Origin of the sequence: Novosphingobium sp. AP12, from assembly GCF_000281975.1 — a bacterium.
In the GTDB taxonomy this organism is placed as follows: domain Bacteria; phylum Pseudomonadota; class Alphaproteobacteria; order Sphingomonadales; family Sphingomonadaceae; genus Novosphingobium.
In genome coordinates this window covers 1-25,398 of record NZ_AKKE01000010.1, presented here as the reverse complement: position 1 = coordinate 25,398, position 25,398 = coordinate 1, and the positions used below count along the sequence as shown (strand labels likewise).

The following is a 25,398-nucleotide window of genomic DNA, read 5'->3' as shown; positions in this document are numbered from 1 at the left end:
CCGGGTCCAATGGGCCTGGCGCGCATCCATTTCAGGGGCTGAGATGCCTCTAATCAACAAAAGGATTTGAGCGATGGCTTACACCGCCGCTGACGTGAAGAACCTGCGCGAGCGCACTGGCGCCGGCATGATGGACTGCAAGAAGGCTCTCGACGAGACCAATGGCGATCTCGAAGCCGCCGTCGATGCGCTGCGCGCCCGCGGTCTGGCCGCTGCCGCCAAGAAGTCGAGCCGCACCGCCGCTGAAGGTCTGGTCGGCGTTGCCGTCACCGGCACCAAGGGCGTCGCCGTCGAGGTGAACTCCGAGACCGACTTCGTCGCCAAGAACGACCAGTTCCAGGACTTCGTGCGCAAGACCACCGAAGTCGCGCTCGGCGTTGCCGGCAACGACGTGGACGCGCTCAAGGCCGCTGCCTACCCGAACGGCGGCACCGTTGCCGACGCGCTGACCAACAACGTCGCGACCATCGGCGAGAACCAGCAGGTTCGCCGCCTGAAGACCGTCGAAGTGTCGAACGGCATCGTCGTGCCCTACATGCACAACGCAGCCGCTCCGAACCTCGGCAAGATCGGCGTGCTCGTCGCGCTCGAATCGGAAGGCCCGGCCGACAAGCTCGAAGCCCTCGGCAAGCAGATCGCGATGCACATCGCCGCTGCCTTCCCGCTGGCGCTGAACGCCGAGGACCTCGATCCCGAGCTGATCGAGCGCGAGCGCAAGATCGCACAGGAAAAGGCCGCCGAATCCGGCAAGCCCGAAGCCGTGCAGGCCAAGATGGTCGAAGGTGCGATCTCGAAGTACGCCAAGGAAAACGCGCTGCTCTCGCAGGTCTTCGTTCTCGACAACAAGACCCCGATCCAGCAGGTCGTCGACCAGGCGGGCAAGGAAGCCGGCGCGAAGATCGTCCTCAAGGACTACGTGCGCTTCCAGCTCGGTGAAGGCATCGAGAAGGAAGTCTCCGACTTCGCGGCCGAAGTGGCTGCCGCCGTCGCCGGCTAAAATTCTCCGTCTTCCTACGGGAACGGAACATGCGGGTCGGGAAGCGATTGCTTTCCGGCCCGTTTTTGTTGCCCTTTCTCTGGATGGGTAGGGGTTTGTACTAAGGGATCAAACGAGCCGCCTGTGCGTTGAATGGGGACAACTTACCCGGAGACGCACCATGAATGCGATCACGACCATCGCCGAATTCCGGCAGTCGATGCCGGCCTGCCCCATCTCGGATGAGCTGGGTTCACTGCACAAGGCTGTCGAGGATGCCTGCCCCCCTGCCAGCATAGTCAGCTTCCTATTCGACGGCCGTCTGCGGATTGCAGTCGACGTCCACACCTTCGAGGAAGCGAGCGAAGTCGAAGCCCTGCTACCGGCCATCGGCGGCGGTGTGTTTCACGACGTGGCACGCGGAAATACCCCGGGGATGTCGTTCCGGCGGCGGGTGAGCGCGCTGGTCGATCGCTGACCTGCCGGCGTTTCCCTTCCTGACCTCGGTACGCGGCGGTGAACTGCGCGGACGTGCTTGTGTGCTGCCAGTTTGTCCGCCATCGCGGTCGCGTAGTCTGCGAAGGGGTGGTTCTCTGGCGCATGTCTTAGTGGCCTGCTGACCGGCACGGGACGGGAAGACTGTTTCGTTCGACCTGAATGCGCTCAACGGCCTGCCGGTGCAGCTGCCGGGCCAAAAGGCGCCGGGCTGAACGCGCGCCCGGGCCTAGCCCCTTGGCAATCCGGCCACACGCTCCTAAAGCCGGGCCACCCGTATCCAGGAGACCCAGCGGCATGTCATCCTCCCCCTACAAACGCGTCCTGCTCAAACTCTCGGGCGAGGTGCTGATGGGGAGCCAGCAGTTCGGGATCGATCCTGACTTCGTCGCGGAACTCGCAGGTGAAGTGAAGGCTGCCAAGGAAACGGGCCTGGAAGTCTGCCTCGTCATCGGCGGCGGCAACATCTTTCGCGGCATGGCCGGCGCGGCGCGCGGCATGGACCGCGCCCAGGCGGACTACATGGGCATGCTCGCCACCGTCATGAACGCGCTCGCGATGCAGAACGCGCTCGAGCAGATCGGCGTGGAGACGCGCGTGCAGTCGGCCGTGCAGATGGACCAGGTCTGCGAGCCGGTCATCCGCCGCCGCGCCGAGCGCCATCTGGAAAAGGGCCGCGTGGTGATCTTCGCCGCGGGCGTCGGCGCTCCCTATTTCACCACCGATTCCGGCGCCGCCCTGCGCGCCGCCGAGATGAAGTGCTGCGCCCTGCTCAAGGGCACCAGCGTCGACGGCGTCTACGACAGCGATCCGAAGACCAACCCTGACGCCAAGCGCTACGACAGCGTCGACTACGATACCGTCCTCGCCGACAACCTGAAGGTGATGGACGCCTCCGCCGTGGCCCTGTGCCGCGACAATGCAATTCCGATCGTCGTGTTCTCGATCCGCGAGAAGGGCAACCTTGCCACCGTTCTCGCCGGTGGCGGAACCAAGACGCTCGTCCAGAAGGGAGCCTGAACCATGGCCAAGTACGACAAGGCGGACCTCGAGCGCCGCATGAAGGGCGCCATCGACGCGCTGAAGCACGACCTTTCCGGCCTGCGCACCGGCCGCGCGAACACCGCGCTGCTCGAGCCGATCACGGTCACCGTCTACGGTGCCAACACGCCGATCACGCAGGTCGCCACGATCTCGGCGCCCGAGCCGCGCATGCTCTCGGTGCAGGTGTGGGACAAGAACAACATCGGTCCGGTCGAGAAGGCGATCCGTTCGGCGGGTCTGGGTCTCAACCCGATCAACGACGGCAACACCCTGCGCCTGCCGATCCCGGACCTGACCGAGGAGCGCCGCAAGGAACTCGCCAAGCTCGCCAGCTCCTACGCCGAGAAGGCGCGCGTCGCCGTGCGCAACGTGCGCCGCGACGGCATCGAGAACCTCAAGGCCGACGAGAAGAAGAAGGAAATCTCGGAAGACGACCGCAAGCGCGGCGAAACCGAAGTCCAGAAGCTGACCGACGAGCAGATCAAGGCCCTCGACGACGTCTTTGCAGCCAAGGAAAAGGAAATCCTCGGCAAGTGAGGTTCGATTGCCTCGGGGTGAGGGAGGCCTGATGGCCAAGGAGGAAGCCATTGGCGCCCGGCATGTCGCCATCATCATGGACGGCAACGGACGCTGGGCGAAGAAGCGCCACCTTCCGCGCGCGCTGGGGCACCAACGCGGCGTGGAGGCGGTGCGCCGCGTCGTGCGCGGTGCGCGCGAGATGGGCCTCGAGGCGCTGACCCTCTACGCCTTCTCCACGGAGAACTGGCGGCGGCCCGAGGAAGAGGTTTCCGACCTCATGACCCTGATGAAGCGCTTCATCCTCTCCGATCTCGACGAGTTCGCGAATGCCGGCGTCCGGCTGAAAATCATCGGCGATTACAAGGCTTTCAAGCCGGATGTTGTCGAACTGGTCGAAGGCGCGATGACGCGTACCTCGGGTAATACCGGCACGACGCTGGTCGTGGCGCTGAACTACGGCTCGCAGGACGAGATCGCCCGCGCCGCTACCAAGGCCGCCGCCAAGGGTCCCATCACGCCCGAGACCATTGCCGCCGAGCTGGACACTGCGGACCTGCCGCCGCTCGACCTGCTGATCCGCACCTCCGGCGAAGTGCGGCTGTCGAACTTCCTGCTCTGGCAGGCGGCCTATGCCGAGATGCTGTTCACCGACGTGCTCTGGCCGGACTTCACCGCCGAGCATCTGCGCGATGCCCTCGAAGCCTTCACCACCCGCGAGCGGCGCTATGGCGGGCGCTAAGAGGCCGAGGCGCGGCGTGTCCGACCTTGGCGTGCGGACCGTGTCCGCCGTCGTCATGCTGGCCGTCGCCGGCTCAGCCCTGTGGCTGGGCGGGGCGGTGTGGATCGCCTTCGTCTGCGCCGTCTCGGTGGGGGTGCTCTACGAGTGGATACGGCTTGCCCGCCGTGCCACGCCCGGACCGGGCGCTCGGGCCGCCTGGAACTTCCTCGGTATGCTCTATGTCGGCGTAGGTGCAGCCATGCTGCTGTTCCTGCACAACGACGCTTTCACGCTCGCGCCGGTCCTGACGCTTCTGGCGACCGTCATCGCCGTCGACGTCGGCGCGTATTTCACCGGCCGCACGCTGCGAGGCCCCAAGATCGCGCCTTCGATCAGCCCGTCGAAGACCTGGTCCGGCCTCATGGGCGGCGTGCTGGGCGCGACGCTGGCGCTCTTCACCGCCGCGCGGCTGTGGCAGGACGGGGCGATCCGGCTCACTCCGCAGGTTTCCGCCGCCGACGCCGTCTCATGCTTCGGGACCGAGCCGTGCTGGTACGCCAGCGCCGGGGCAGTGCCCTTGTTCGCCAGCTGCCTGATGACCGGCATCATCGTCGCCGTCTGCGCGCAGGCGGGCGATTTCTTCGAGAGCTGGATGAAGCGGCGCGCCGGGTTCAAGGACTCAGGCAACCTCATTCCCGGTCACGGCGGTTTCTTCGACCGCGCGGATGGCTTGCTGGCGGTGCTGTTCGTGCTAGGGCTGATGATCCTGTTCCAGCCGCGATGAGATCCATGCGCACACTTACCGTCCTCGGCGCTACCGGATCGATCGGCGCTTCGACGCTCGACCTGATCCGCCGCAACCGCGGCGACTGGCGCGTCACGGCGCTGACCGCGCATTCCAATGCCGCTGAACTGGCGCGTCTGGCCCGCGAATTCGGGGCAGAGGTCGCCGTCGTCGCGGATGAAACGCACCTTCCTGCGCTGCGTGATGCTCTCGCCGGTTCGGGCATCGAGGCGGCAGGCGGTCCCGCCGCATTGGTCGAGGCGGGCGCGCGGGGCGCCGACGTTACCGTGGCCGCGATCGTCGGCTGCGCGGGGCTCGCACCGACGATGGCTGCGATCGAGCAGGGCGGGGTGATCGCGCTCGCCAACAAGGAAGCACTGGTTTCCGCAGGCGAGGTCATGCTCGCCGCCGTCGCACGCCACGGCGCCACGTTGCTGCCCGTCGATTCCGAGCACAACGCGATCTTCCAGTGCCTGTGCGGCAACGATACCGCCGACGTCCGCTGGATCACCCTGACCGCGAGCGGCGGTCCGTTCCGCGACTGGTCGTGGGACCGTCTCACCGCCGCCACGCCGGCCGAGGCCGTGCGCCATCCCAACTGGGACATGGGCGCCAAGATCAGCGTCGACTCGGCGACGATGTTCAACAAGGGCCTCGAACTGATCGAGGCGCATCACCTGTTCCCGGTCGGCCTCGACCGGCTGCGTATCATCGTCCACCCGCAGTCGGTGGTGCATTCCATGGTCGAGTACCGAGACGGCTCGACGCTGGCGCAACTGGGGCCGTCGGACATGCGCGTGCCGATCGCCTCGGCGCTCGCCTGGCCGCGCCGCATGGACACGCCCTGCGCCCCGCTCGACCTTGCCGAGATCGGCGAACTGACCTTCCGCAAGCCCGACGAGGTGCGCTTCCCCGCCACCCGCCTGGCGCGCGAGGCGGCGCAGGCGGGTGGCGCGGTTCCGGCCGTGCTCAACGCCGCCAACGAGATCGCCGTCGCGGCGTTCCTCGGCGGTCAGATTTCGTTCACCCGTATTGCCGCACAAGTGGAGGACGTACTGGGTTCCTATGCGCCGCCCGCGCCCGGCTCCCTGTCCGACGTCCTCGAAGTGGACGGCGAGGCAAGGGCAAGGGCGCGGCTGCTCGTGACCAGTACCTGACGGAGATTGCTCGCTTGACCGGATCACCAGGACTTCTGACGACGATCTTCGCCTTCCTCCTGGTTCTGGGCCCACTGGTCCTGATCCACGAGCTGGGGCACTACCTGGTCGGGCGGCTGTTCGGGGTGAAGGCCGATGCCTTCTCGATCGGCTTCGGCAAGGAACTGGCGGGCTGGACCGACAAGCGCGGCACCCGCTGGAAGCTCTCGGCGCTGCCGCTGGGCGGCTACGTCCAGTTTTCCGGCGACATGAACCCGTCGAGCGCGCCCGGCGCGCTGGACGACCGTATGACGGCCGAGGAGCGCTCGCACACCTTCCACGTCAAGCCGCTGTGGCAGCGCGCGCTGATCGTGCTCGCCGGTCCGATGACCAACCTGCTGCTCTGCGTGGCGATCTTTGCCGCCTTCTACGGATTCTACGGCCGTATGGTGACCGACGCGGAGGTGAGCGCCTTCGCGCAGAATTCGCCGGCCCAGCAGGCCGGCCTGCGCATCGGCGACCGCATCGTGGCGATCGACGGCGACCGCATCGGGGACGTCCGGGAAGTCGCCGACCACACGATCTACTACCCCAGCAAGACGCTTTCGATCTCCATCGAGCGCGACGGCGAGACGGTGACTCTGCCGGTCACGCTGGCCACGCGCGAGTTGAAGGACAGGTTCGGCAACGAGGCCAGGATCGGTGACCTTGGCGTAGACCTGACGCCTCCGCTGGTCGGCGGGTTTCACGGCGATTCGCCGGCTGAAAAGGCCGGGTTGGAGATCGGCGACCGCATCCTGGCCGTCGATGGCGCCCCGGTGGGCAGCTTTACCGACATTCCGCGCCTGATCCGGCCCAATGCGGGCCGCAGCGTCGACGTGAAGGTCCGGCGCGGCACAGAGGTCCTGACGCTCCCCGTGGCGATCACCGCGGGCACCGTCATCGATGAGCAGGGCAAGGCCGTGCAGGTCGGTCAGATCGGTATCAGCGTAGGCAGGCTGGAGACCTTCGGCCCGCTTGGGGCAGTCCGGAAAGGCTTCGATGAGACCTTCCACGCCATGGGCACGATGGTCACGGGGATCGCCCAGATCTTCACCGGCGATCGCTCGGTCAAGGAACTGGGCGGGCCGATCAAGATCGCCCAGTATTCCGGGCAGCAGTTCACCCTCGGCTGGGAGGCATTCGTGTCCTTCGCGGCGCTGATTTCGATTAACTTGGCATTCATCAACCTCCTGCCAATTCCTGGCCTCGACGGCGGGCACCTAGCCTTCTACGCGGCTGAATTCGTGCGCCGGAGGCCACTGGGAGTACGTAGTCAGGAATGGGCGATCCGAACGGGCGTGGCACTGGTTCTGGCTCTCATGGTTTTCGTCACGGTCAACGATCTGGCTCAACTCCCGATTTTCGGGGGATAGCCTGGAGGTTTTATCCAGCGATCACATTATTGCCGGGTTTTGTCTGCTTGATCGGATGCGCTCCATCGGGCAGATGGCTGCGGTTGCCTGCAGGGTCCGGTGCGCGCCCTGCATGTCGATTTGGCCCGGGTGGTCTATTTTTCTCGCGAAAGCGAATACGGGAATTTGCGTAGAATGATCGGATGGGAAATGGTTCGCTGCACTGACGAACGCCGTGCCTCGCAGCTTGCGGCAGTTCTGCTGGGGACCACGATCCTCGCGGGTGTTCCCGCCGAAGCCCTGGCTCAGGCTCCTGCTCCGTTGAGGTCGGGAGCGCCGCGCGCCGCCGCTCCGGCGACCCCGGCTCCTGCCCCCGTCGTCGATCCCGATGCCGGTCCGGCGATCCAGACCATCCAGGTCAAGGGCTCCGAACGCCTCGAGCCGCAAACGGTGATGTCCTACATCAAGCTGCGTGTCGGTCAGCCCTACACCAAGACCGCCGCCGACGCCGCGCTGAAGGACCTCTACGCGACCGAACTGTTCAAGGACGTCCAGATCAACAACGACAATGGCGTCGTCGTGATCCAGGTCCAGGAAAACCCGGTCGTCAATCGCATCATCCTGGAGGGCAACAAGCGGATCAAGGACGACAAGATCCTGCCCGAGATCAAGGTCGCGCCGCGCCAGATCTTCACCCGTTCCAAGATTCGTGCCGACGTTGCCCGCATCATCGAGCTTTACAAGCGCCAGGGCCGCTACGCCGCGACGGTCGAGCCCAAGATGGTTTCGCTCGACCAGAACCGCGTCGACATCGTCTTCGAGATCACCGAGGGCGACAAGTCCAAGGTCCGCCAGATCAACATCATCGGCAACGAGAAGTTCTCCGACGGCGACCTGCGCAGCCAGATGGTGACGAAGCAGGCGCGCTTCACCCGCCTGTTCAGCTCGGGCACCAGCTACGATCCCGACCGCATGGCCTTCGACCAGCAGAAGCTGCGCCAGTTCTACCTGACGCAGGGTTATGCCGATTTCCGCGTGGTTTCCGCCGTGGCGGAACTGACGCCGGACAAGAAGGACTTCATCATCACTTACGTGGTGGAAGAAGGCCAGCGCTACAAGTTCGGCGACGTCAAGGTCGAGAGCCAGCTGCGCGACTTCGACGGCGACAAGGTGGCCAAGAACCTCGTGATGCACAAGGGCGACTGGTACAACGCCAAGCAGGTCGAAGACACGATCGACAGTCTCAACGAGACTGCCGGTGCCTTCGGCTACGCCTTCGCCGACGTGCGGCCGCAGTACGATCGCGATAAGGAAGCCCTGACAATGGGGCTGACCTTCGTGATCCAGGAAGCCCCGCGCGTCTATGTCGAGCGTATCGACATCAACGGCAATACGCTGACGCAGGACAAGGTGATCCGCCGCGAATTCCGCATCGCAGAAGGCGACGCGTTCAACTCGCTGCAGGTCAAGCGCTCGACCAACCGCATCAAGTCGCTCGGTTACTTCCAGGAGAAGTTCGAAGTCGAGCAGAAGCCGGGCAGCGCCGACGACCGCATTCTGCTCGAAGCCAACGTCGAGGAGAAGCCGACCGGCGAACTCCAGCTTTCGGCCGGTTTCTCGAGCCTCGAGAGCTTCATCTTCCAGGCGTCGATCCGCCAGCGCAACTTCCGCGGCCGTGGTCAGACGGTCGGTCTGTCGGGCAGCCTCTCGCGCTATTCGAAGAGCATCGAGGCGAGCTTCGTCGAGCCGTACCTGTTCGACAAGAACATCTCGATGGGCGTGGATATCTATCGCCGCGACTACAACAGTTTCAATTATTCCAACTCGGACCGCAACACGACCTACGAGCAGTCGACCACCGGCTTCCAGGTCCGTGCGGGCGTGCCGCTGACCGAGTTCCTGACCGCAGTGGGGCGCTATACGCTCAACTACGACGACGTCAGCCTGGACGAAGGCACGTATTACACCACTCGCCAGAATCCGCCGAACCTGGAGTGCGACCCGCTCTACGCAGGCCGATACCTGTGCGACGCGATCGGCAAGCGTCTGAGCTCGATCGTCGGTCTCTCGGTGATCTATGACACGCTCGACAACCGCGTCCGTCCGACGCGAGGCACCACCGCCTCGATCAACGTCGACTTCGCGGGCCTCGGCGGCGACGTCAAATATGCCCGCATCCGGGCCAATGCGTCGAAATTCTTCAACCTCGGCAAGGGCTTCATCTTCTCGCTTTCGGGCGAGGGCGGGGCGATCAAGGGACTGAGCGGAGACGATGTCCGCCTGACGGACCGCTTCTACCTGGGTGAGCCACAGATCCGCGGCTTCGCCATTCGCGGCGTGGGGCCGCGCGTCCTGCGCAAGCAGCTTGACGCCGACGGCAATCCCACCACCAGCCGCAGCCAGTGGACCGACGACGCGCTCGGCGGCAACTACTACTACATGGGCCGCGCCGAAATGGAGATTCCGTTGGGATCGGGCGCTCGTGAAATGGGTCTGCGTCCCTCGATCTTCGCCGACGTCGGCGCGGTCTGGAGCGTCAAGCAGCCGCAACTGACGCAGTGCGATCCGGGCTGCAACCAGCTCTATACAAACGCCGCGGGCAACTCGACGACCGACGCGACGGACCCGACGACGGGCCTGCCAAACACCATCGTTCCGGGGAGCTATCAGTTCTCCTTCGTCGAGGAATTCAAGGGCGACACCTGGAAGCCGCGTGTCGCCATCGGCATCGGCGTGAACTGGAACTCGCCATTCGGCCCGTTCCGCATCGACTTCTCGCGCGCTCTTCTCAAGCAGGACGGCGACGATCCCAAGGCCTTCACTTTCAACGTGGGAACACAATTCTGATGAGCACCATGACCAAGACCGTCGCGCTGGCCGCTGGCCTCGCGCTCGCCACCGTTGCCGCACAGCCGGCTCTCGCCCAGAAGAAGGGCGCCGCTGCCCCCGCCGCCACCGGCGGGACCATCGTGCAGGGCCTCGGCGTCGCCAGCTTCGATGCGGTGATCGCCAACTCGAACGCCTACAAGGCCGCCGAGACTCAGCGCCAGACGACCTACAAGGCCCAGTACGACCAAGCCCAGGCGCGTAACACCGCGCTCAACGCCCAGATCAAGCCGCTGGTCGACAAGTTCAACGCCGACCGCCAGGGCGGCAAGGTCGCCGACGCGCAGCTGCAGCAGCAGGCCGGCGCGATCCAGCAGCTCCAGGAGAACGGCAAGGCCGAGCTCCAGCGCATCCTGCAGCCCGTCGGCCTCTCGCAGGCCTACGTGAACGAGCAGATCGAGGACAAGCTGAACGACGCCGTCAAGGCGGCGATGAGCAAGAAGAACGTCTCGATCCTGATCTCGCCCGATGCGATCCTCGCGGTCAACGGCGGCGCCTACAACCTCAACCAGGACATCCTGACCGAGCTGAACACGGCGCTGCCTTCGGCGCAGCTCGTCCCGCCCGCCGGCTGGGAACCGCGCCAGATCCGCGAACAGCGCGCCCAGGCCGCCGGGCAGCAGGCGCCTGCTGCCGCGACCGCACCGACCGGCCGCTGATCCCGGGATCGGACAGGGCATGAGCGAAGTCGTCGAAACGGCCTACGACACGGCGAAAATCCTGGCGGCGCTTCCGCACCGCTATCCGATGCTGCTCGTCGACCGCGTGATCTCCATCTCGGAAGAGGAGGGGATCCACGCGGTCAAGGCGGTCAGCTTCAACGAGGACTTTTTCCAGGGTCACTTCCCCGGCCGACCGATCATGCCCGGCGTCCTCCAGATCGAGGCACTGGCGCAGGCGGCCGGCATCCTGGCGATAGAGACCCTCGGCCTCGCGGGGACCGGCAAGCTGGTCTACTTCATGGCGATCGAGGAAGCGAAGTTCCGCGCCCCCGTGACCCCCGGCCACCTGCTGACCCTGCGCGCGGGCTTCGTCCAGAAGCGCTCGCGGGTGTGCAAGTTCTGGGGCAAGGCCTCGATCGACGACAAGGTGACCTGCGACGTCAACTTTACGGCGATGATCGCGGATAGCTGAGGGGCCGCGCCCTACTTGCATTTCGGCGTCCTTCCCTGTAAGGGCGCCGCTTTCCCAGCCAGGCCGGTCGGAACCGGCCACATGCAAAAGAGACCAGACCCATGAAGGCCGATACCCATCCCGACTACCACTCGATCACCGTTCAGATGACCGATGGCACCACCTTCCAGACCCGCTCGACCTGGGGCAAGGAAGGCGACACGCTGGTTCTGGACATCGATCCGACCTCGCACCCGGCATGGACCGGCGGCAAGGCCCAGCTTCAGGATGGCGGCCGCGTTGCGCAGTTCAACAAGCGCTTCGGTGGTCTGTCGCTCACCAAGAAGTGATCGGAGCGGCGTTCGCGCCGCTTGCAGATTCGCAAACGAACGAGGCGGTCCTGCGGGGCCGCCTTTTTCGTTTCAGGATTGCAGCTCCGGAACTTTCGCCCTGCCGGGACGATTGCCTTTCGCGTCCAGCCCCTTAGGCTTCGTGACCGTCCAGTTCGATGTGGGTCGACCCGACAGACCGTGCAGGCCCGAAACCCGGAGAATCCCGATGAGCAGCCGAACCCGTATTCTTGCCGCCCCCGCCGCTGCCTTCGCCTTTCTGGCGATGACCGCCTGCGCGCACGCCGAAGCGCAGCACGCCCACGCCGCCTCGCCTGCCGCGGCCGCCGCGACGGCTCCTGTCTCGCCTGGGATGGTTCATGCCGATGTCATCGGCCTCGACGGCAAGAAGCTGGGCATGGTGATGTTGCAGGAAACCCCGGCGGGCGTACTGGTCAGCGGCGACGTGAAGGGCTTGCCGGCCGGCGAGCACGGCTTCCACTTCCACCAGAAGGGCCTGTGCGACACCGCCACCAAGTTCGACAGCGCCGGCGGCCACTTCACCGGCGGTGACCACCAGCACGGCTACATGGCCGCCAATGGCCCTCACGGCGGCGACATGCCCAACCAGCACGTTGGTGCGGATGGCCTGCTCAAGACCCAGATCCTCAACACGGGCGTCACGTTGTCGCCCGGCGCCAAGTCGCTGTTCGATGCGGACGGCACCGCGCTCGTCATCCACGCAGCAGCGGACGACTACAGCAGCCAGCCCTCGGGCAATGCCGGAGGCCGGATCGCCTGCGCGGTGATCAGCACCGCGAAATAGCAGGAACGACGATCCGCCTCTCCTTTCCGAAGGAGGGGCGTCATCGCGAAGCCTTCAGCCCCAGTGCCTTTCGCGATACCATTGCGTGATCACGTACTTGTAGCCCTTGCGCACCTTCATGGCGTGATGGAGCGTCGCGGCGTTGGGAGTGCCATCGGGGCGGCGGTTGTTCCAGGCGATGAGCTTGCCGATTTCGGGCTGGATCATCTTGTCGATCACCCGGAACCGCGTGGCGCCGCCCGCCTCGACCTCGTTGAGATAGATCATGAAGGTCCAGGTCCGCTGACCGGGGACCGCGCAATACTTGTCATAGTCCGCGTTGCCGGGCTCGAAGTAGTCCGTGTGCGCCTTGAACTCCTGCCCGACCTCGTAGCGCTGGCCCTGCAGCGGTTCGGCATGAGCGAGGTCTATGCCTGACAGGCGCGACAATGCGGCCGCGAGATTGGCCACCACGGGCACGTCGGTGGACAGGTCGCAGGTGGAACTGGTGCGGAAGGCATCATCACCATTGTAGTCGGCGATCGTCGAAGGGCGGTGGCTGTCCTCGATCAGCGCCATGAGCTCCGCGCACTGCTCCGCCGCCACGAAGTTCTTCAGGATGAACAGGTCGAGGCGTGAGGACGGGAAGCGCTGCACGCCGGCATGAGAAAGCAATTGTGCAGCTGACGATTCGCCGGGTCCGTTCATGGACGCGACCTTAGCGGCCGCCCGGGCACAGGAAAATCGCTCCGTGACATGCCCGATCCGAATTTTTGCTTTGCAAGCATGCCATCCCTGTGCAAAGGCGCGCTCCCGCACAGGTTGCAGCCCAGCTGCTTCCCATGTGCGGTTAGCGTGGTCTTCAGGACCATGCTGTGGCGATCGTAGCTCAGTTGGTTAGAGCGCCGGTTTGTGGTACCGGAGGTCGTGGGTTCGAACCCCATCGATCGCCCCATTTTCCACCACATCGATATCGTGAGTGGGGCAAACGCCTCATTGGCGGGTGAAAAGCGTCGCGCTTTCATCTGAGTCACTTGCTCCTCGCACCACTCTCGATAGAAGCGCGACTGTCATGCACGGCTTCGCCAATCCCGCCCGTTTCCTGCGTATAGCCCGCTGGCTTATGCCGCTGTGCATGGGCGTGGGCCTTGCCACGGCGGCGCTGGCGCTGGGATGGGGGCTAATCCTCGCGCCCGCCGAGCGGCTGCAGGGCGAGACGGTGCGGATCATGTACCTCCACGTGCCCTCGGCATGGCTCGGCATGGCGGGCTGGATGGGCATCGCCGGGGCGAGCTTCACCGAATTGGTCTGGCGTCATCCGCTGTCCGCCATCGCCGCGCGCGCCTGCGCGGTGCCGGGCGCGGTATTCACCGCCGTCTGCCTCGTTACCGGTTCGCTGTGGGGACGGCCCGCCTGGGGGACCTGGTGGGTCTGGGACGGGCGGCTGACCTCGATGTTGGTGCTGCTGTTCCTCTACTTCGGCTGGATGGCGCTCGCGCAGGCGAGCGAATCCTCCGACGGCGGCGAGAACCGCGCGCCCGCGATCTTCGGCCTCGTCGGCGCGGTGAACATTCCGATCATCCACTACTCGGTGATCTGGTGGAACAGCCAGCACCAGCCGCCCAGCATCACCATGGGCAAGTCGGCGATGTCGGGCGATTTCCTGATCCCGCTGCTCGCCGCGACGCTGGGCTTCACGCTGATCTTCGCGGGCGTCGTGCTGGCGCGTATGCGGGCGATCCTCGCGAACCAGCAGGCCGAGGCCCGGCTGCGGCGCAAGGCCTTCAGCGAAGTGGAATTCTGAGCCGATGCGCGAAGCGATGGACCCCTGGACCTTCGTGGTCGCAGCCTATGTGATCGGCGTGGGCGCGACGCTCGCGATGGTCGCATGGTCGCTGCTGACGATGCGCAGCGCCGAGAAACGCCGCGACGAGGCGAGGAAGCGCTGATGGCCGTGAAAGCCAAGCACCAGCGGCTCATACTGCTCGTGGTCGCGCTGGTCGTGCTGATCGGCGCGGGGCTGCTCGCGGCCTGGGCGCTGCGCAATCAGGCGAGCTACTTCTACGTGCCGAGCGATATCGTCGCCAGGCCGCCCGAGCCCGGCCGCGCCGTGCGCCTCGGCGGCATGGTCGAGAAGGGGTCGCTCAAGACCGCGGCCGACGGCGTGACGATCGCTTTCGTGGTGCAGGACGGCAAGGCCAAGGTCCCGGTGACGTTTCGGGGCATCGTGCCGTCTCTGTTCGTCGAGGGTTCCGGCGTGGTCGCCGAGGGACGCATGGGTACGGACGGCATATTCGTCGCCGACAACCTGCTCGCCAAGCATGACGAGAATTACGTGCCGCGCGAGATGCAGGACATGACCAAGGATCAGGCCAAGCAGGTCGTGGCGGAAACGCAGTGATCGCGGAACTCGGACTTGCCGCCCTGTGGCTGGCCGCCGCGCTGGCCGCTCTGCAACTGCTTGCCGGAGCGCTCGGCCTCACCGCGCGCGGAGCCACGCTGGGGGAGGCGGTGCGGCCCGTCGCCATCGCGCAGGGCCTGCTGGCGCTGCTGGCCTTCGCCTGCCTGATCTACGTCTTTTCGGTGACCGACCTGTCGGTGAAGCTGGTCGCGCTCAATTCGCATTCGATGAAGCCGCTGGTGTTCAAGATCGCCGGTGCCTGGGGCAACCACGAGGGCTCGATGCTCCTGTGGGTAACGGTCATGGGCATGGCCGGCGCCTTCGTCGCGCTGGTCGAGCGGCGGCTGCCGGAGCGGACCATGCTGGCGACGCTGGCGGGACAGGCCTTCGTGAGCCTGGGTTTCTACGCCTTCCTGCTGCTCGCCTCGAACCCGTTCGAGCGTCTGTCGCCAGTGCCGGCTGAGGGCAACGGGCTCAACCCGCTGCTGCAGGACCTCGGTCTCGCGTTCCATCCGCCGACGCTCTACCTCGGCTACGTCGGGCTTTCGATCGCCTTCAGCTTCGCCATCGGCGCGCTCATCACGCGCGAGGTCGGGCCGACCTTCGCCAAGGCCATGCGGCCCTGGGTGCTGGGGGCGTGGATATTCCTGACGGTGGGCATCGCGGCGGGCTCCTACTGGGCCTACTACGAGCTGGGCTGGGGCGGCTGGTGGTTCTGGGACCCGGTCGAGAACGCCTCGCTGATGCCGTGGCTGGCGGCGACCGCGCTGCTCCATTCGTGCAGCGTTCTGGCCTCGCGCGATGCGCTGCGCTCGTGGACGGTGATGCTCGGCGTCGTCGCCTTCTCGATGTCGATGATCGGCACGTTCCTCGTGCGCTCGGGCATCCTGACGAGCGTGCACGCCTTCGCCGTCGACCCGCAGCGCGGCACCTTCATCCTCGGCCTGCTGGCGATCTACATCGGCGGCGCGCTGACGCTGTTCGGCCTGCGCGCCTCGACGGTGGCGGAGGGCGAGCGCTTCGCCCTGGTCAGCCGCGAGGGCGCGCTGGTGGTCAACAACGTCATGCTTTCGGCGATCCTGGGGATCGTGTTGTTCGGCACGCTCTACCCGCTGGTGGCTGAGGCGATGGGCGCCAAGGTCTCGGTCGGACCGCCGTACTTCAACCCGATGAGCGCGCTGTTCGCGCTGCCGATGCTGGTGGTGCTGGCAGTCGGCCCGCTGCTGCGCTGGCGGCGAGACAAGTTCGCGCGGGTGGGCCGCAATCTCGTGATCCCGGCTATGCTGGTCGTCGCGGCGGGGATCGCTCTGGTGCTGATCGGCGGCGTCTCGTTGCTGCCCTTCCTCGGCCTCGCGCTCGCCGTAGGCCTCGGCTGGGCGAGCGTGCTGCCGCTCAAGGGCCGGAACCTGCGCCGCACGCCGCTGCCGATCTGGGGCATGGTCGTCGCGCACTTCGGGATCGCCGTCGCCCTGTTCGGGATGAGCAGCGAGAGTGCTTTTTCGATCGAGAAGCTCGTGGCGGTGAAGATCGGCGAGGTCACGCAGGTGGGCCCGTGGGGCATCAAGCTGGACACCGTCGAGCCGGTTGCGGGTCCCAACTGGACCGCGCTCGAAGCGCGGCTGCTGGTACGGTACGGCACGGACGGCAGGGTGACGCGGATGCTCCCACAGTCGCGCAGCTTCTGGGCGCCGGTGCAGCAGACGAGCGAATCGGCCCTGCTGACGCGCTGGAACGGGCAGCTCTATGCGGTGCTTGGTGGCGAGGCGCCTTCGGTCGACGGCAAGGATGAAGTCAATGGCTCAGGCAATCGCTGGCAGCTGCGGCTGTGGTGGAAGCCCTTCGTGCCGCTGATCTGGGTGGGCGCGCTGCTGGTGGCGCTGGGCGGCGCGCTGGCGCTTCTCGGCCATGTGCTGAACGACTGGCGCCGCCGCGTGGTGCGGGGCAAAATCGCCTATCGCCGCGAGAGGCAGGGCCGATGACCGACACTTCCGCACGCGCCCCGCGCTGGGCGATCTGGTTGCCGCTGGCGCTGTTCCTCGGCTTCGTCGCGCTGGTCCTGATCGGGCTCTACCGCCCGGCGGATCGCAACGTCGCCAGTGCGCTGGTGGGCAAGGCGATGCCCGAGTTCGACTTGCCCGCAGCACTACCGGGCCGTCCGGGGCTGGACAGCAAGGTACTCGCCAACGGCAAGCCGCACCTCGTCAACGTCTTCGCCAGCTGGTGCGTGCCATGCCGAGTCGAGGCGCCGCAACTGGGCGAACTGGCGAAGGCGGGCGTGCCGATCGAGGGTATCTCGGTGCGCGACACGACGGAAAACCTTCACGCCTTCCTCGAGGAAAACGGCGATCCGTTCCAGCGCATCGGCGCGGACGACGACGGCAAGGTGCAACTCGCGCTCGGTTCCTCGGGCGTTCCGGAGACCTACGTCGTCAATGGACGGGGGAAGATCGTCTACCAGCATATCGGCGAGATTCGGCCGGAGCATCTCGGCCTGCTGCTCGAGAAGCTGAAGGAGGCGGGCCAATGAAACGCCTTCTTGTCCTCGCGGCGCTGCTGCTGACGGCCCCGGCTTTGGCGCAGGAAGAGCAGTCCACTGCGCCCTACGCCTATCGCCAGCTCGACGATCCGGCGCAGGAGACCAAGGCGCAGGACCTGATGGAAAGCTTGCGCTGCCTGCAGTGCCAGGGCCAGTCGATCGCCGATTCGGACGCGCCGATCGCGGGCTCGATGCGCAGCCTCGTGCGCGAACGCATCGCCAGCGGCGAGGAGCCCGAAGCGATCCGTGCCTGGCTGATCGAGCGTTACGGCGACTACGTCAGCTATGCCCCGCAGCTGACCACGCTGACCTGGCCGCTGTTCGCGGTGCCGGCGGTGCTGGTGCTGATCGCGTTCCTGCTGCTGCGCCGCCGCTTCACCCGCACGCCTACGGAGAACGGCCAGTGACCTGGGTTCTCGTCATCGGCCTTGCTCTTGTTGTGCTGGCGTTTCTGCTGTTCGTTGTGAAAGTGCCGCGCGGCGCCCGGGAAGCGGTGGCCTCCGCGCTGCTGCTGGGGATCGCTGGCTACGTCACGCAAGGCTCGCCCAGCCTGGCGGGAGCACCCCGGGAAGGCCGCGAATCGATCTCGGGCGATCCGGCCGCGATGGTCGAGGCGCGGGGCAAGGTCACCAACAGCGGCATCCCGACGCTCAACCGCTGGGTCGTCACCGCCGATGCCTTCGCGCGCAACGGCAACTATGCCGATGCCGCCGAAGTCCTGCGCATCGCGGTGAACGAAGACCCGAAAAGCTCCGAAGCATGGCTGGCGATGGCCAACGCGCTGTTCGGGCACGCCGACGACACGCTGACGCCCGCGGCGCTCTACGCCTACCGCCGCGCCGCCAGCGCCGACCCCGATGCGCCGGGACCGCCGTTCTTCCTCGGTCTCGCCTTCGCGCAGGAGGGCAAGCTGGTCGAGGCGCGCAGCCTCTGGGCGGGTGTCCTGCTGCGCGCGCCGGACGATGCGCAGTGGCGCGGACCGCTGTTCCAGCAGCTCCAGCGACTCGACGCGGTGATCGCAGCGCAGAAGAGCGAATCGGCGCCCGTTCAGGGGCAATCATCCGTTCCCTGAACGGCAGGTTTCCGGGCGCCCGTCTCCTTGTAAGTATCGTTGCTTGCCCCCATCCATGCTGCTAACGGCGCAAGCCTTGCCGCAGCAGTGAATGCGCTTCTGCGAGTCCACGACGGGACGCTTGAATGAGTGATGGAACTGCGGATGCGTCTGACGTGCCGGCGGTGATAGACCCGGCGGCGTCCACTGCTCCGGCGTCGGGTCATGGCGGGGGCTCGGGCAACATCACCAAGCTGGCGATGGGCGCGGTGGGTGTCGTCTTCGGCGACATCGGCACCAGCCCGATCTATGCTTTTCGTGAAACCTTCGTCGGCCCGCACCCGCTGGCTATCGACGAACTGCACATCCTCGGCGTGGTCAGCCTGATCTTCTGGTCGATGACGCTGGTCGTCTCGGTCCAGTACGTGGGCGTGTTGATGCGCGCGGACAACAAGGGACAGGGCGGCAGCCTCGCGCTCGTCGCGCTGATCTCGGGCGTGATTCGGAAACGGCATTACGGCGGCCTCGTGGTCCTGCTCGGCGTCTTCGCGACCTCGCTGTTCTACGGCGATTCGATGATTACCCCTGCGGTCTCGGTGCTCTCGGCGGTCGAGGGTCTGACAGTGGTCCAGTCGGACATGGCGCCCTTCGTGCTGCCGATCGCGCTGGTGCTGCTGGTCGGGCTGTTCGTGATCCAGAAGAGCGGAACCGCAAAGGTCGGCGCCCTGTTCGCGCCCGTCATGGTGACCTACTTCATCGTGCTGGCCGTGCTCGGCATCTACCACCTAGTACAGATGCCCGAGGTGTTGAAGGCGCTGAACCCGTGGTTTGCGGTGCAGTTCTTCCTGACCGACAAGATGCTCGGCTTCCTGGCACTGGGCTCGGTCGTGCTGGCGGTGACCGGCGCCGAGGCACTCTATTCCGACATGGGGCACTTCGGGCGCGGGCCGCTGCGCCTGTCGTGGTTCGGCTTCGTGATGCCGTGCCTGCTCATCAACTACTTCGGCCAGGCCGCGATGATCCTGCGCCTCGACGACGCGCAGGCAGCGGTGGCGATGGAGAACCCGTTCTTCAACCTCGCCCCCGAATCGCTGCGCCTGCCGCTGGTGATCCTGGCGAGCGGCGCCGCCTTCATCGCCAGCCAGGCGGTGATCTCGGGTGCGTTTTCGATCACCCACCAGGCGATGCAGCTGGGCTTCATTCCGCGCCTCTCGACCCGCCACACCAGCGAGCACGAGGTCGGGCAGATCTACATCCCGTTCGTGAACTGGGCGCTGATGACCGGAGTGATCGTGCTGGTCCTGGTGTTCCAGAACTCGTCGAACCTCGCCTCGGCCTACGGCATCGCGGTGACCGGCGCGATGCTCATCGACACCTGCCTGATGGCGGTGCTGCTGATTGCGCTGTGGAAGTGGAAACTGTGGCTGGCGGTGCCGGTGATCGTGACCTTCTTCGTGGTCGACGGCGCCTACTTCGCGGCCAACGCCACGAAGGTCCCCGACGGCGGCTGGTTCCCGCTGCTCATCGGCGGTGTCGCCTTCACGCTGCTGACGACGTGGAACAAGGGCCGCCGCCTCATGCGGGACCGCATGACCGAGGCTGCGCTGCCGCTCAACGTCTTCGCCAAGAGCGCCCACGGCAGCGCCGCGCGGGTGCCGGGGACCGCGATCTTCATGGCCTCCACCAACATGGGCGTGCCTTCGGCGCTGCTTCACAACATCAAGCACAACAAGGTGCTGCACGAGCGCGTCGTCGTGCTCACCGTCGAGGTGCAGGACGGCCCCTACGTCGAGCCGGCGGAGCGCTTCTCGGTCGTCGAACTGGGGCAGGGCTTCTACCGCATGACGCTGCGCTACGGCTTCATGGAGGAAACCGACATTCCCGCCGCGCTCGCCCATGCACCGATGTGCGGTGGCCCGTTCGAGATGATGAAGACCAGCTTCTTCCTCTCGCGCCAGACGCTGGTGCCTTCGGAGAAGCCGGGGATGATGATCTGGCGCGAAAAACTGTTCGCCTGGATGATGCGCAACGCGGCGAGCGCGATGGAGTTCTTCCGCCTCCCCACCAACCGCGTGGTGGAGCTGGGAAGCCAGCTGGAGATCTGATCCGCGTCTGCGCGTTAACATCGCGCAATCCGACATTGTCCAGTCTTTCGATCGTGTTAGCTTGGCTGCGACACGGTCTGCGGAGTGGTGACGATGTGGCTTTCGATCCTGGCGCTATCAGCCGCACTAACCGCCGCGCCGCCGCCTTCACACCCGCCCATGGGCATAAGCCAGCGCTCGCAGCAGGCGAGCGCCCTCGCCACGTGGGGCGCGGGCGAAGTGCGGTGCGAAGGGAGCGTGGTGATTGCAGGAGATCGCATCCGCAGGCCTTTCAGCGTCCTCACTTATCCGGCAGCGGCGCAGCGTCCCCCGATGACGCTCTCTTTCGACATCGATGCCTCGGGCCGGCCTGTGTCGATCAAGGCCGAGAATCGCTACCACTTCAACGACGACGTTGCTCCCGCGCTTGCCGCAAGCCGGTTTCCGGCGGTCGCGCGCAGGGGATGTTCGGTGAACTTCTCGGCGGACATCCGGCCGATGTCCACGGCGTTCCCTGCGGATCTGGTGGCCTACACGATGATGCCCACTTCCGGCCCGCTGCCTCCCGAGGGCTGGAAGCGCATCCGGCAGGACGGAACCTGCGGAGACGGCCCGCGCCCGCAGCCGCGGCTACGGGCCTATCCTGATTTCGCATCGATCGCTGCCACGCCCGGCGCCAAGGACTGGTCCCTCGTCGCTTACGACACCGATGCGGGCGGCAAGCCCGTCGCCGTGCGCACCGCATTGGGCACGGGGAACAAGGCGCTGGATGCCGAGGCGGTGAAGGCGGTTCGCAAGTCCCGTTTCTCAGGAGGCGGGCGCAAGGCTTGCCTCTATCCATACTGGCGCGCGCCCGCGACTTTGCCGGCGCCCCCGATGCCGCAGGATCTGCCGCGTCCCGCGGACGCGACCTGCGCAGCGGACCGCAAGTGGGTGCGGACGCCCGAACTACAGTTTCCGGCGGCTTACGGCAGGCGCAGGATAGAGGGCTGGGCGGTGGTCAGCTTCGATACGGCTCCGTGGGGCGCCGTGGGCAACGTGCAGGTGCTGGAGGCGCAGCCTTCCGACGACTTCGGCAGGCAGGCTGCGCAGATGATCCAGCGCGCCGCCGTCGCATCATCGCCGCAGGGCTCGACGGGATGCGTCGAGCGGGTGAAGTTCGTGATGCCGGGCGAGGACAAGGCGCAGTACGGTGAAGGGGCGCAGGAGGAACCCGCTCCCGAGCCAGCCCACTGACAGGCGGTCCGTCCCGACCCCGTCAATCGTGGGGCGGGTTCTCGATCAGCTCTTCCTTCGCCTCGGCGCCCATCCCATGCCTGAGCACCATGGGCAGCTGCGAGAAGGTGAACAGGAACGAGAGCACCGTGAAGCCCCAGAGCTTGGCCTGCATCCAGGTGTCGAAGCTGACCGTGTAGACCAGCGCCGTGTTCAGCACCGCTAGCACCAGGAAGAACCACGCCCAGTTGCGCGAAAGCTTCATCCAGCCTGCCTCGTCCAGCCCCTCGAAGGCGGACTGCAGGAGGTACTTGAGCATCGGCTTGCCCTTGAACAGGCCGACGAACAGCACGACCGAGAAGAGCAGGTAGACGGCGGTGGGCTTGATCTGGACGTAGAACGGATTGCGGAAGATCACGGTCAGCGCGCCGAAGCCGAGGATCAGCACCGTCGTCAGCCACAGCATCGGCGAGACGTGGCCGAGGCGCCATTTCGATACGGCCAGCGCGATCACGGTGGCGACCATGAAGGCGACGGTGCCCTTGATGACGGCGCCGACGGTGCCGACCATGTTGTTCTCGTCCCCCGGCGCGAAGTGGCGATAGGCGAGGAAGAAGACGAGCAGCGGCCCGAAATCGACGACGAGATTGACCCAGGAACTCTTGGGCTTGGGCTTGGTCTGGGCGTTCATCTTATGCGATTCCCGCGATCACCCGCGCGAGCAGGTCGGGGTTGAAGGGGCGCAGGTCGTCGATCTTCTCGCCGACGCCGATGGCGTGGATGGGGAGCCCGTACTGCTCCGCCGCCGCGACGAGGACGCCGCCGCGGGCGGTGCCGTCCAGCTTGGTCATGATGAGGCCGGAGACGCCCGCCACTTCCTTGAAGATCTCGATCTGCGAAAGCGCATTCTGGCCATTGGTCGCGTCGAGCACGAGCACCACGTCGTGCGGTGCCTCGGGATTGATGCGGCCCAGCACACGGCGGATCTTGGACAGTTCGTCCATCAGCTCTCGCTTGTTCTGGAGGCGGCCGGCAGTGTCGACGATCAGCGCGTCGATGCCGGTGTCGGTCGCGGCCTTGACGGCGTCGAACACGACCGAGGCCGGGTCACCGCCTTCGGGACCGGTGATGATCGGGATAGACAGGCGGTCCGCCCAGACGCGCAACTGGCCGATCGCGGCGGCGCGGAAGGTATCGCCCGCCGCCAGCATGACCGAATAGTCCTGCTCCTGGAACAGGTGCGCCAGCTTGGCGATCGTGGTGGTCTTGCCCGATCCGTTGACGCCGATCACCAGGATCACCTGTGGACGCGGGAAGGCGACGACGTCGAGCGGCTTGGCGACCGGGCGCAGGATCTCGGCGATCTCGCGGGCGACCACTTCCATGATCGCGCGCTCGTCCGCGTCGCGCTCGAAGCGTTCGTCGGCGAGGCGGGCGCGGATGCGGGCGGCGGCGCGGGGGCCGAGGTCCGACATGATCAGCGCATCTTCGAGATGGTCGAGCTGCGTCTCGGTCAGGCGGGTGGCGCCGACGATACCGGCCAGGTTGCCGGCGAGACGCTCCGAGGTCTTGCGAAAGCCTCCGAAGAGGCGCTCGGACCAATCGTTACCGGTGTCCGCCGCGATGGGCTGGCCGGGCTGGTCCTCGATACTCATGCTTCCAGTATTCCTTCGACTACCCTTGCGGGCACAACGCTGACCAGCGCGCCGGGGTGCGTCTCGGCGGGCACGCGGACCGGGGCGAAGTCCGGCGCATGGCCGGTCCCGCCCCTTTCGGCGAGCACCCATAGCGGCTTGCCCAGATGCGCGGCAAGCCACGATGCCCGCACTTTGGAGACGGTTTCCCGCAGCTGCGCGGCGCGCGAGCGGATCACGGCATGCTCGACCTGTGGCATCCGCGCCGCCGGGGTGCCGGGGCGCGGCGAATAGGGGAAGACGTGCCCGTGGACGACGCCCAGTTCCTCGACGATCGAGAGGTTCGCGGCGTGCGCGGCCTCATCCTCGGTCGGGAAGCCGGCGATGAGGTCGGCGCCGATGGCGATGTCCGGGCGGCGGGCGCGCAAGGCGGCGACCAGCGTGACAGCGTCGGCACGGCTGTGGCGGCGCTTCATGCGCTTGAGGATGAGGTCGTCGCCATGCTGCAGCGAGAGGTGGACGTGCGGCATGACCCGCGCTTCCCCCGCCAGCAAGTCGAACAGAACGTCGTCCACCTCGGCGCCGTCGATCGAGGAGAGGCGCAGGCGAGCGAGGGTGGGGAAGCGGGAAAGGATGGCCTCGCACAATGTGCCGAGCCGTGGCTCGCCGCGAAGGTCGCCGCCCCATGAGGTGAGGTCCACGCCGGTCAGCACGATCTCGCCCACGCCTGCCTCGAGATGCAGCGCGACGTCCTCCAGCACCTCGGCAATGCTGCGCGAGCGGCTGGGACCGCGGCCCTGGGGAATGACGCAGAAGGTGCAGGCGTGGTCGCAGCCGTTCTGCACCTGCACGAAGCCGCGCGTATGGCTGCGCTGGGCAGGCCGGACGGCGGGGACAGGGACGTTCCAAGCGCGCGGGTCGAGCTTGGCGGCGTTGGCGACGAGGCCGTCGACCTCGGGCATCGCAGCCAGCGCCTCGTGCTCCACCTCGGCCGCGCAACCGGTGACGAGCAGGCGCGCGTCGGGGCGGGCGCGGCGGGCGCGGCGGATGGCCTGGCGGGTCTGGCGCACGGCCTCGGCGGTGACGGCGCAGGAGTTGATGACGACGAGGTCCTGCGCCTCGCCCAAGAGGCCGCGCAGGCTCTCGCTCTCGGCGAGATTGAGCCGGCAGCCGAGCGAATGGACCTCGACGGTCAAGTGGTGATCCTGAAGTCCGCCGGATCGAAGCTGCCACGGAATGCCTCGGTGGCGGGGCCGGTCATGACGATCTCGCCGTCCTCGCGCCACTCGATGACGAGCGGGCCGCCGGGGAGGGTTACGGTGACGCGCCGGTCCACCAGCCCGCGCTTCATCGCGCCGATGGCGGTGGCGCAGGCACCCGTCCCACAGGCGCGGGTGAGCCCGGCGCCGCGCTCCCACACGCGCAGGGTGATCGATTCGCGCGAGGTGACGGCGGCGACGTTGACGTTGATGCGCTCGGGAAACAGCTGGTCGGTCTCGATCAGCGGCCCGAGGCGGGCCATGTCGATGGCGTAGGGATCCTCGACGAAGAATATGACGTGCGGATTGCCGACGTTGACGGCGATCGGGTTCACCAGTTCCTCCCAGGCGACGGGCATCGCGTGGGTGTCCATCGGGTAGGCGAGGGGGATCATGTCCCAATCGAAGCGGGGCTTGCCCATCTCGACGCTGATCCCGGCCTCCGCAGGCGTGGAGCTTACGAGGCCGCCCAGGGTCTCGATCCGGGCGGGAGCGCCGTGGAGCAGTCCGACCGCACGCGTGGCATTTCCGCAGGCCTCGACCTCGCTGCCGTCACCGTTGAAGATGCGCATGCGGAAATCGGCGGTGTCCGAGGGTTCGAGCACGATCAGCTGGTCGCAGCCGATGCCGGTGTGGCGGTCGGCAAGCGCGGCGGCGAACCCGGCGTCGACGTTGGGCAGAGGCGCCCCGCGCGCATCGAGGACGACGAAATCGTTGCCCAGCCCGTGCATCTTGGTGAATTCGATCCGCATGCCGCGCGATCTAGGAGTTGGCGGGGCGAAGGTCCAGTGTTGTCGTCGTTCCCGTCAGGCGCGGCGGACGTGGAGTGGGTCTTCCACGGTAGTCGCCTCTGGCTCCACCGTCGCGCGCTGGCCGGGATCGAGCCATTCGCCAAGCTCGCTCGCCGGGCGGGGGCGGCCGTAGAGGTAGCCCTGCCCGGTGATGTCGCCGTATTGGCGCAGGTGGTCGAGCACGTCCTGCGTCTCGATACCCTCGGCGGTGACCGGCAGGTCGAGCCC

General features: G+C 66.6%; 27 protein-coding genes, 1 tRNA gene and 1 pseudogene. 23 read left to right on the top strand and 6 right to left on the bottom strand.

The features are described from left to right. Positions 1 to 73: 73 nt before the first annotated feature. The 13 genes from tsf to PMI02_RS02270 all read left to right on the top strand — a co-directional run bounded on the left by tsf (position 74) and on the right by PMI02_RS02270 (position 12,220). Complete coding sequence (gene tsf, locus PMI02_RS02330; RefSeq protein ID WP_007678166.1) at positions 74 to 997, top strand: translation elongation factor Ts; 924 nt, start codon at positions 74 to 76, stop codon at positions 995 to 997. Positions 998 to 1,157: 160 nt separating this feature from the next. After that, entirely contained in the window at positions 1,158 to 1,454 is a 297-nt protein-coding gene (locus PMI02_RS02325) for a hypothetical protein (RefSeq protein ID WP_007678164.1), read from the top strand. Between the two features lie 314 nt (positions 1,455 to 1,768). Further along, positions 1,769 to 2,491, top strand: coding sequence for a UMP kinase (pyrH, locus tag PMI02_RS02320; protein ID WP_007678163.1), 723 nt, complete (start codon positions 1,769 to 1,771; stop codon positions 2,489 to 2,491). 3 nt (positions 2,492 to 2,494) lie between these two features. After that, the gene (frr, locus tag PMI02_RS02315; RefSeq protein WP_007678162.1) at positions 2,495 to 3,052 is read left to right on the top strand and encodes a ribosome recycling factor; all 558 of its coding nucleotides are present in this window, start codon (positions 2,495 to 2,497) and stop codon (positions 3,050 to 3,052) included. Between the two features lie 31 nt (positions 3,053 to 3,083). After that, complete coding sequence (gene uppS, locus PMI02_RS02310) at positions 3,084 to 3,773, top strand: polyprenyl diphosphate synthase (protein ID WP_007678160.1); 690 nt, start codon at positions 3,084 to 3,086, stop codon at positions 3,771 to 3,773. Further along, on the top strand, positions 3,760 to 4,536 hold the full coding sequence (locus tag PMI02_RS02305; protein ID WP_007678158.1) for a phosphatidate cytidylyltransferase: 777 nt from the start codon (positions 3,760 to 3,762) through the stop codon (positions 4,534 to 4,536). The genes uppS and PMI02_RS02305 overlap by 14 nt, the downstream gene beginning before the upstream one ends. Before the next feature lie 5 nt (positions 4,537 to 4,541). Further along, the gene (gene dxr, locus PMI02_RS02300; protein WP_007678157.1) at positions 4,542 to 5,693 is read left to right on the top strand and encodes a 1-deoxy-D-xylulose-5-phosphate reductoisomerase; all 1,152 of its coding nucleotides are present in this window, start codon (positions 4,542 to 4,544) and stop codon (positions 5,691 to 5,693) included. A gap of 14 nt (positions 5,694 to 5,707) precedes the next feature. Next, entirely contained in the window at positions 5,708 to 7,087 is a 1,380-nt protein-coding gene (rseP, locus tag PMI02_RS02295) for an RIP metalloprotease RseP (RefSeq protein WP_007678156.1), read from the top strand. Positions 7,088 to 7,261: 174 nt separating this feature from the next. Next, positions 7,262 to 9,913 (top strand): outer membrane protein assembly factor BamA, encoded by a 2,652-nt coding sequence (gene bamA, locus PMI02_RS02290; protein WP_036501906.1) that lies wholly within the window; start codon positions 7,262 to 7,264, stop codon positions 9,911 to 9,913. After that, positions 9,913 to 10,611, top strand: coding sequence for an OmpH family outer membrane protein (locus PMI02_RS02285; RefSeq protein ID WP_007678154.1), 699 nt, complete (start codon positions 9,913 to 9,915; stop codon positions 10,609 to 10,611). Before bamA ends, PMI02_RS02285 begins: the two co-directional genes overlap by 1 nt. A gap of 19 nt (positions 10,612 to 10,630) precedes the next feature. Continuing rightward, the gene (fabZ, locus tag PMI02_RS02280; protein ID WP_007678153.1) at positions 10,631 to 11,086 is read left to right on the top strand and encodes a 3-hydroxyacyl-ACP dehydratase FabZ; all 456 of its coding nucleotides are present in this window, start codon (positions 10,631 to 10,633) and stop codon (positions 11,084 to 11,086) included. 101 nt (positions 11,087 to 11,187) lie between these two features. After that, a complete protein-coding gene (gene rpmE / locus PMI02_RS02275) occupies positions 11,188 to 11,415 on the top strand; it encodes a 50S ribosomal protein L31 (protein ID WP_007678152.1) in 228 nt (75 codons plus the stop codon). A 208-nt stretch (positions 11,416 to 11,623) separates the two neighbouring features. Beyond that, positions 11,624 to 12,220 carry a superoxide dismutase family protein gene (locus tag PMI02_RS02270; protein WP_007678151.1) on the top strand — a complete coding sequence of 199 codons (597 nt, stop codon included), beginning with the start codon at positions 11,624 to 11,626 and terminating at the stop codon, positions 12,218 to 12,220. Between the two features lie 54 nt (positions 12,221 to 12,274). Here PMI02_RS02270 and PMI02_RS02265 read toward each other — a convergent pair whose 3' ends face one another. Further along, complete coding sequence (locus PMI02_RS02265) at positions 12,275 to 12,907, bottom strand: 2OG-Fe(II) oxygenase (RefSeq protein WP_007678147.1); 633 nt, start codon at positions 12,905 to 12,907, stop codon at positions 12,275 to 12,277. A 170-nt stretch (positions 12,908 to 13,077) separates the two neighbouring features. Between PMI02_RS02265 and PMI02_RS02260 the strand changes: the two genes are divergently transcribed. The 10 genes from PMI02_RS02260 to PMI02_RS02220 all read left to right on the top strand — a co-directional run bounded on the left by PMI02_RS02260 (position 13,078) and on the right by PMI02_RS02220 (position 21,507). Then, a tRNA-His gene (locus tag PMI02_RS02260) sits at positions 13,078 to 13,154 on the top strand. 117 nt (positions 13,155 to 13,271) lie between these two features. After that, complete coding sequence (gene ccmC / locus PMI02_RS02255; protein WP_007678144.1) at positions 13,272 to 14,003, top strand: heme ABC transporter permease CcmC; 732 nt, start codon at positions 13,272 to 13,274, stop codon at positions 14,001 to 14,003. Between the two features lie 4 nt (positions 14,004 to 14,007). Then, on the top strand, positions 14,008 to 14,148 hold the full coding sequence (locus PMI02_RS27560) for a hypothetical protein (RefSeq protein ID WP_007678141.1): 141 nt from the start codon (positions 14,008 to 14,010) through the stop codon (positions 14,146 to 14,148). Continuing rightward, complete coding sequence (gene ccmE / locus PMI02_RS02250; RefSeq protein WP_007678139.1) at positions 14,148 to 14,600, top strand: cytochrome c maturation protein CcmE; 453 nt, start codon at positions 14,148 to 14,150, stop codon at positions 14,598 to 14,600. Before PMI02_RS27560 ends, ccmE begins: the two co-directional genes overlap by 1 nt. Beyond that, positions 14,597 to 16,579, top strand: coding sequence for a heme lyase CcmF/NrfE family subunit (locus tag PMI02_RS02245; protein ID WP_007678136.1), 1,983 nt, complete (start codon positions 14,597 to 14,599; stop codon positions 16,577 to 16,579). Before ccmE ends, PMI02_RS02245 begins: the two co-directional genes overlap by 4 nt. Beyond that, entirely contained in the window at positions 16,576 to 17,127 is a 552-nt protein-coding gene (locus PMI02_RS02240) for a DsbE family thiol:disulfide interchange protein (RefSeq protein ID WP_007678126.1), read from the top strand. The genes PMI02_RS02245 and PMI02_RS02240 overlap by 4 nt, the downstream gene beginning before the upstream one ends. Further along, entirely contained in the window at positions 17,124 to 17,543 is a 420-nt protein-coding gene (locus PMI02_RS02235) for a cytochrome c-type biogenesis protein (protein WP_007678124.1), read from the top strand. The genes PMI02_RS02240 and PMI02_RS02235 overlap by 4 nt, the downstream gene beginning before the upstream one ends. Further along, complete coding sequence (locus PMI02_RS02230) at positions 17,540 to 18,208, top strand: tetratricopeptide repeat protein (RefSeq protein ID WP_007678122.1); 669 nt, start codon at positions 17,540 to 17,542, stop codon at positions 18,206 to 18,208. Before PMI02_RS02235 ends, PMI02_RS02230 begins: the two co-directional genes overlap by 4 nt. A gap of 125 nt (positions 18,209 to 18,333) precedes the next feature. After that, positions 18,334 to 20,292 (top strand): potassium transporter Kup, encoded by a 1,959-nt coding sequence (locus PMI02_RS02225; protein WP_007678120.1) that lies wholly within the window; start codon positions 18,334 to 18,336, stop codon positions 20,290 to 20,292. Between the two features lie 93 nt (positions 20,293 to 20,385). Beyond that, positions 20,386 to 21,507 (top strand): energy transducer TonB, encoded by a 1,122-nt coding sequence (locus PMI02_RS02220; RefSeq protein ID WP_007678118.1) that lies wholly within the window; start codon positions 20,386 to 20,388, stop codon positions 21,505 to 21,507. A gap of 22 nt (positions 21,508 to 21,529) precedes the next feature. Here the strand turns inward: PMI02_RS02220 and PMI02_RS02215 are convergent, their stop codons facing one another. From PMI02_RS02215 to PMI02_RS02195, 5 genes and pseudogenes are all read right to left on the bottom strand, one after another. Then, positions 21,530 to 22,177, bottom strand: a complete 648-nt coding sequence (locus PMI02_RS02215) for an inner membrane-spanning protein YciB (protein ID WP_007678116.1) — start codon at positions 22,175 to 22,177, stop codon at positions 21,530 to 21,532. 1 nt (position 22,178) lies between these two features. Continuing rightward, positions 22,179 to 23,141, bottom strand: a complete 963-nt coding sequence (gene ftsY, locus PMI02_RS02210) for a signal recognition particle-docking protein FtsY (protein ID WP_007678114.1) — start codon at positions 23,139 to 23,141, stop codon at positions 22,179 to 22,181. Beyond that, positions 23,138 to 24,316 carry a MiaB/RimO family radical SAM methylthiotransferase gene (locus PMI02_RS02205; protein WP_007678113.1) on the bottom strand — a complete coding sequence of 393 codons (1,179 nt, stop codon included), beginning with the start codon at positions 24,314 to 24,316 and terminating at the stop codon, positions 23,138 to 23,140. Before PMI02_RS02205 ends, ftsY begins: the two co-directional genes overlap by 4 nt. After that, positions 24,313 to 25,131: a diaminopimelate epimerase gene (dapF, locus tag PMI02_RS02200; RefSeq protein WP_007678112.1), complete on the bottom strand. Its 819-nt coding sequence runs from the start codon at positions 25,129 to 25,131 to the stop codon at positions 24,313 to 24,315. The genes PMI02_RS02205 and dapF overlap by 4 nt, the downstream gene beginning before the upstream one ends. Positions 25,132 to 25,185: 54 nt before the next feature. Next, positions 25,186 to 25,398: pseudogene (locus PMI02_RS02195) on the bottom strand (EAL domain-containing protein); the annotation flags it as partial.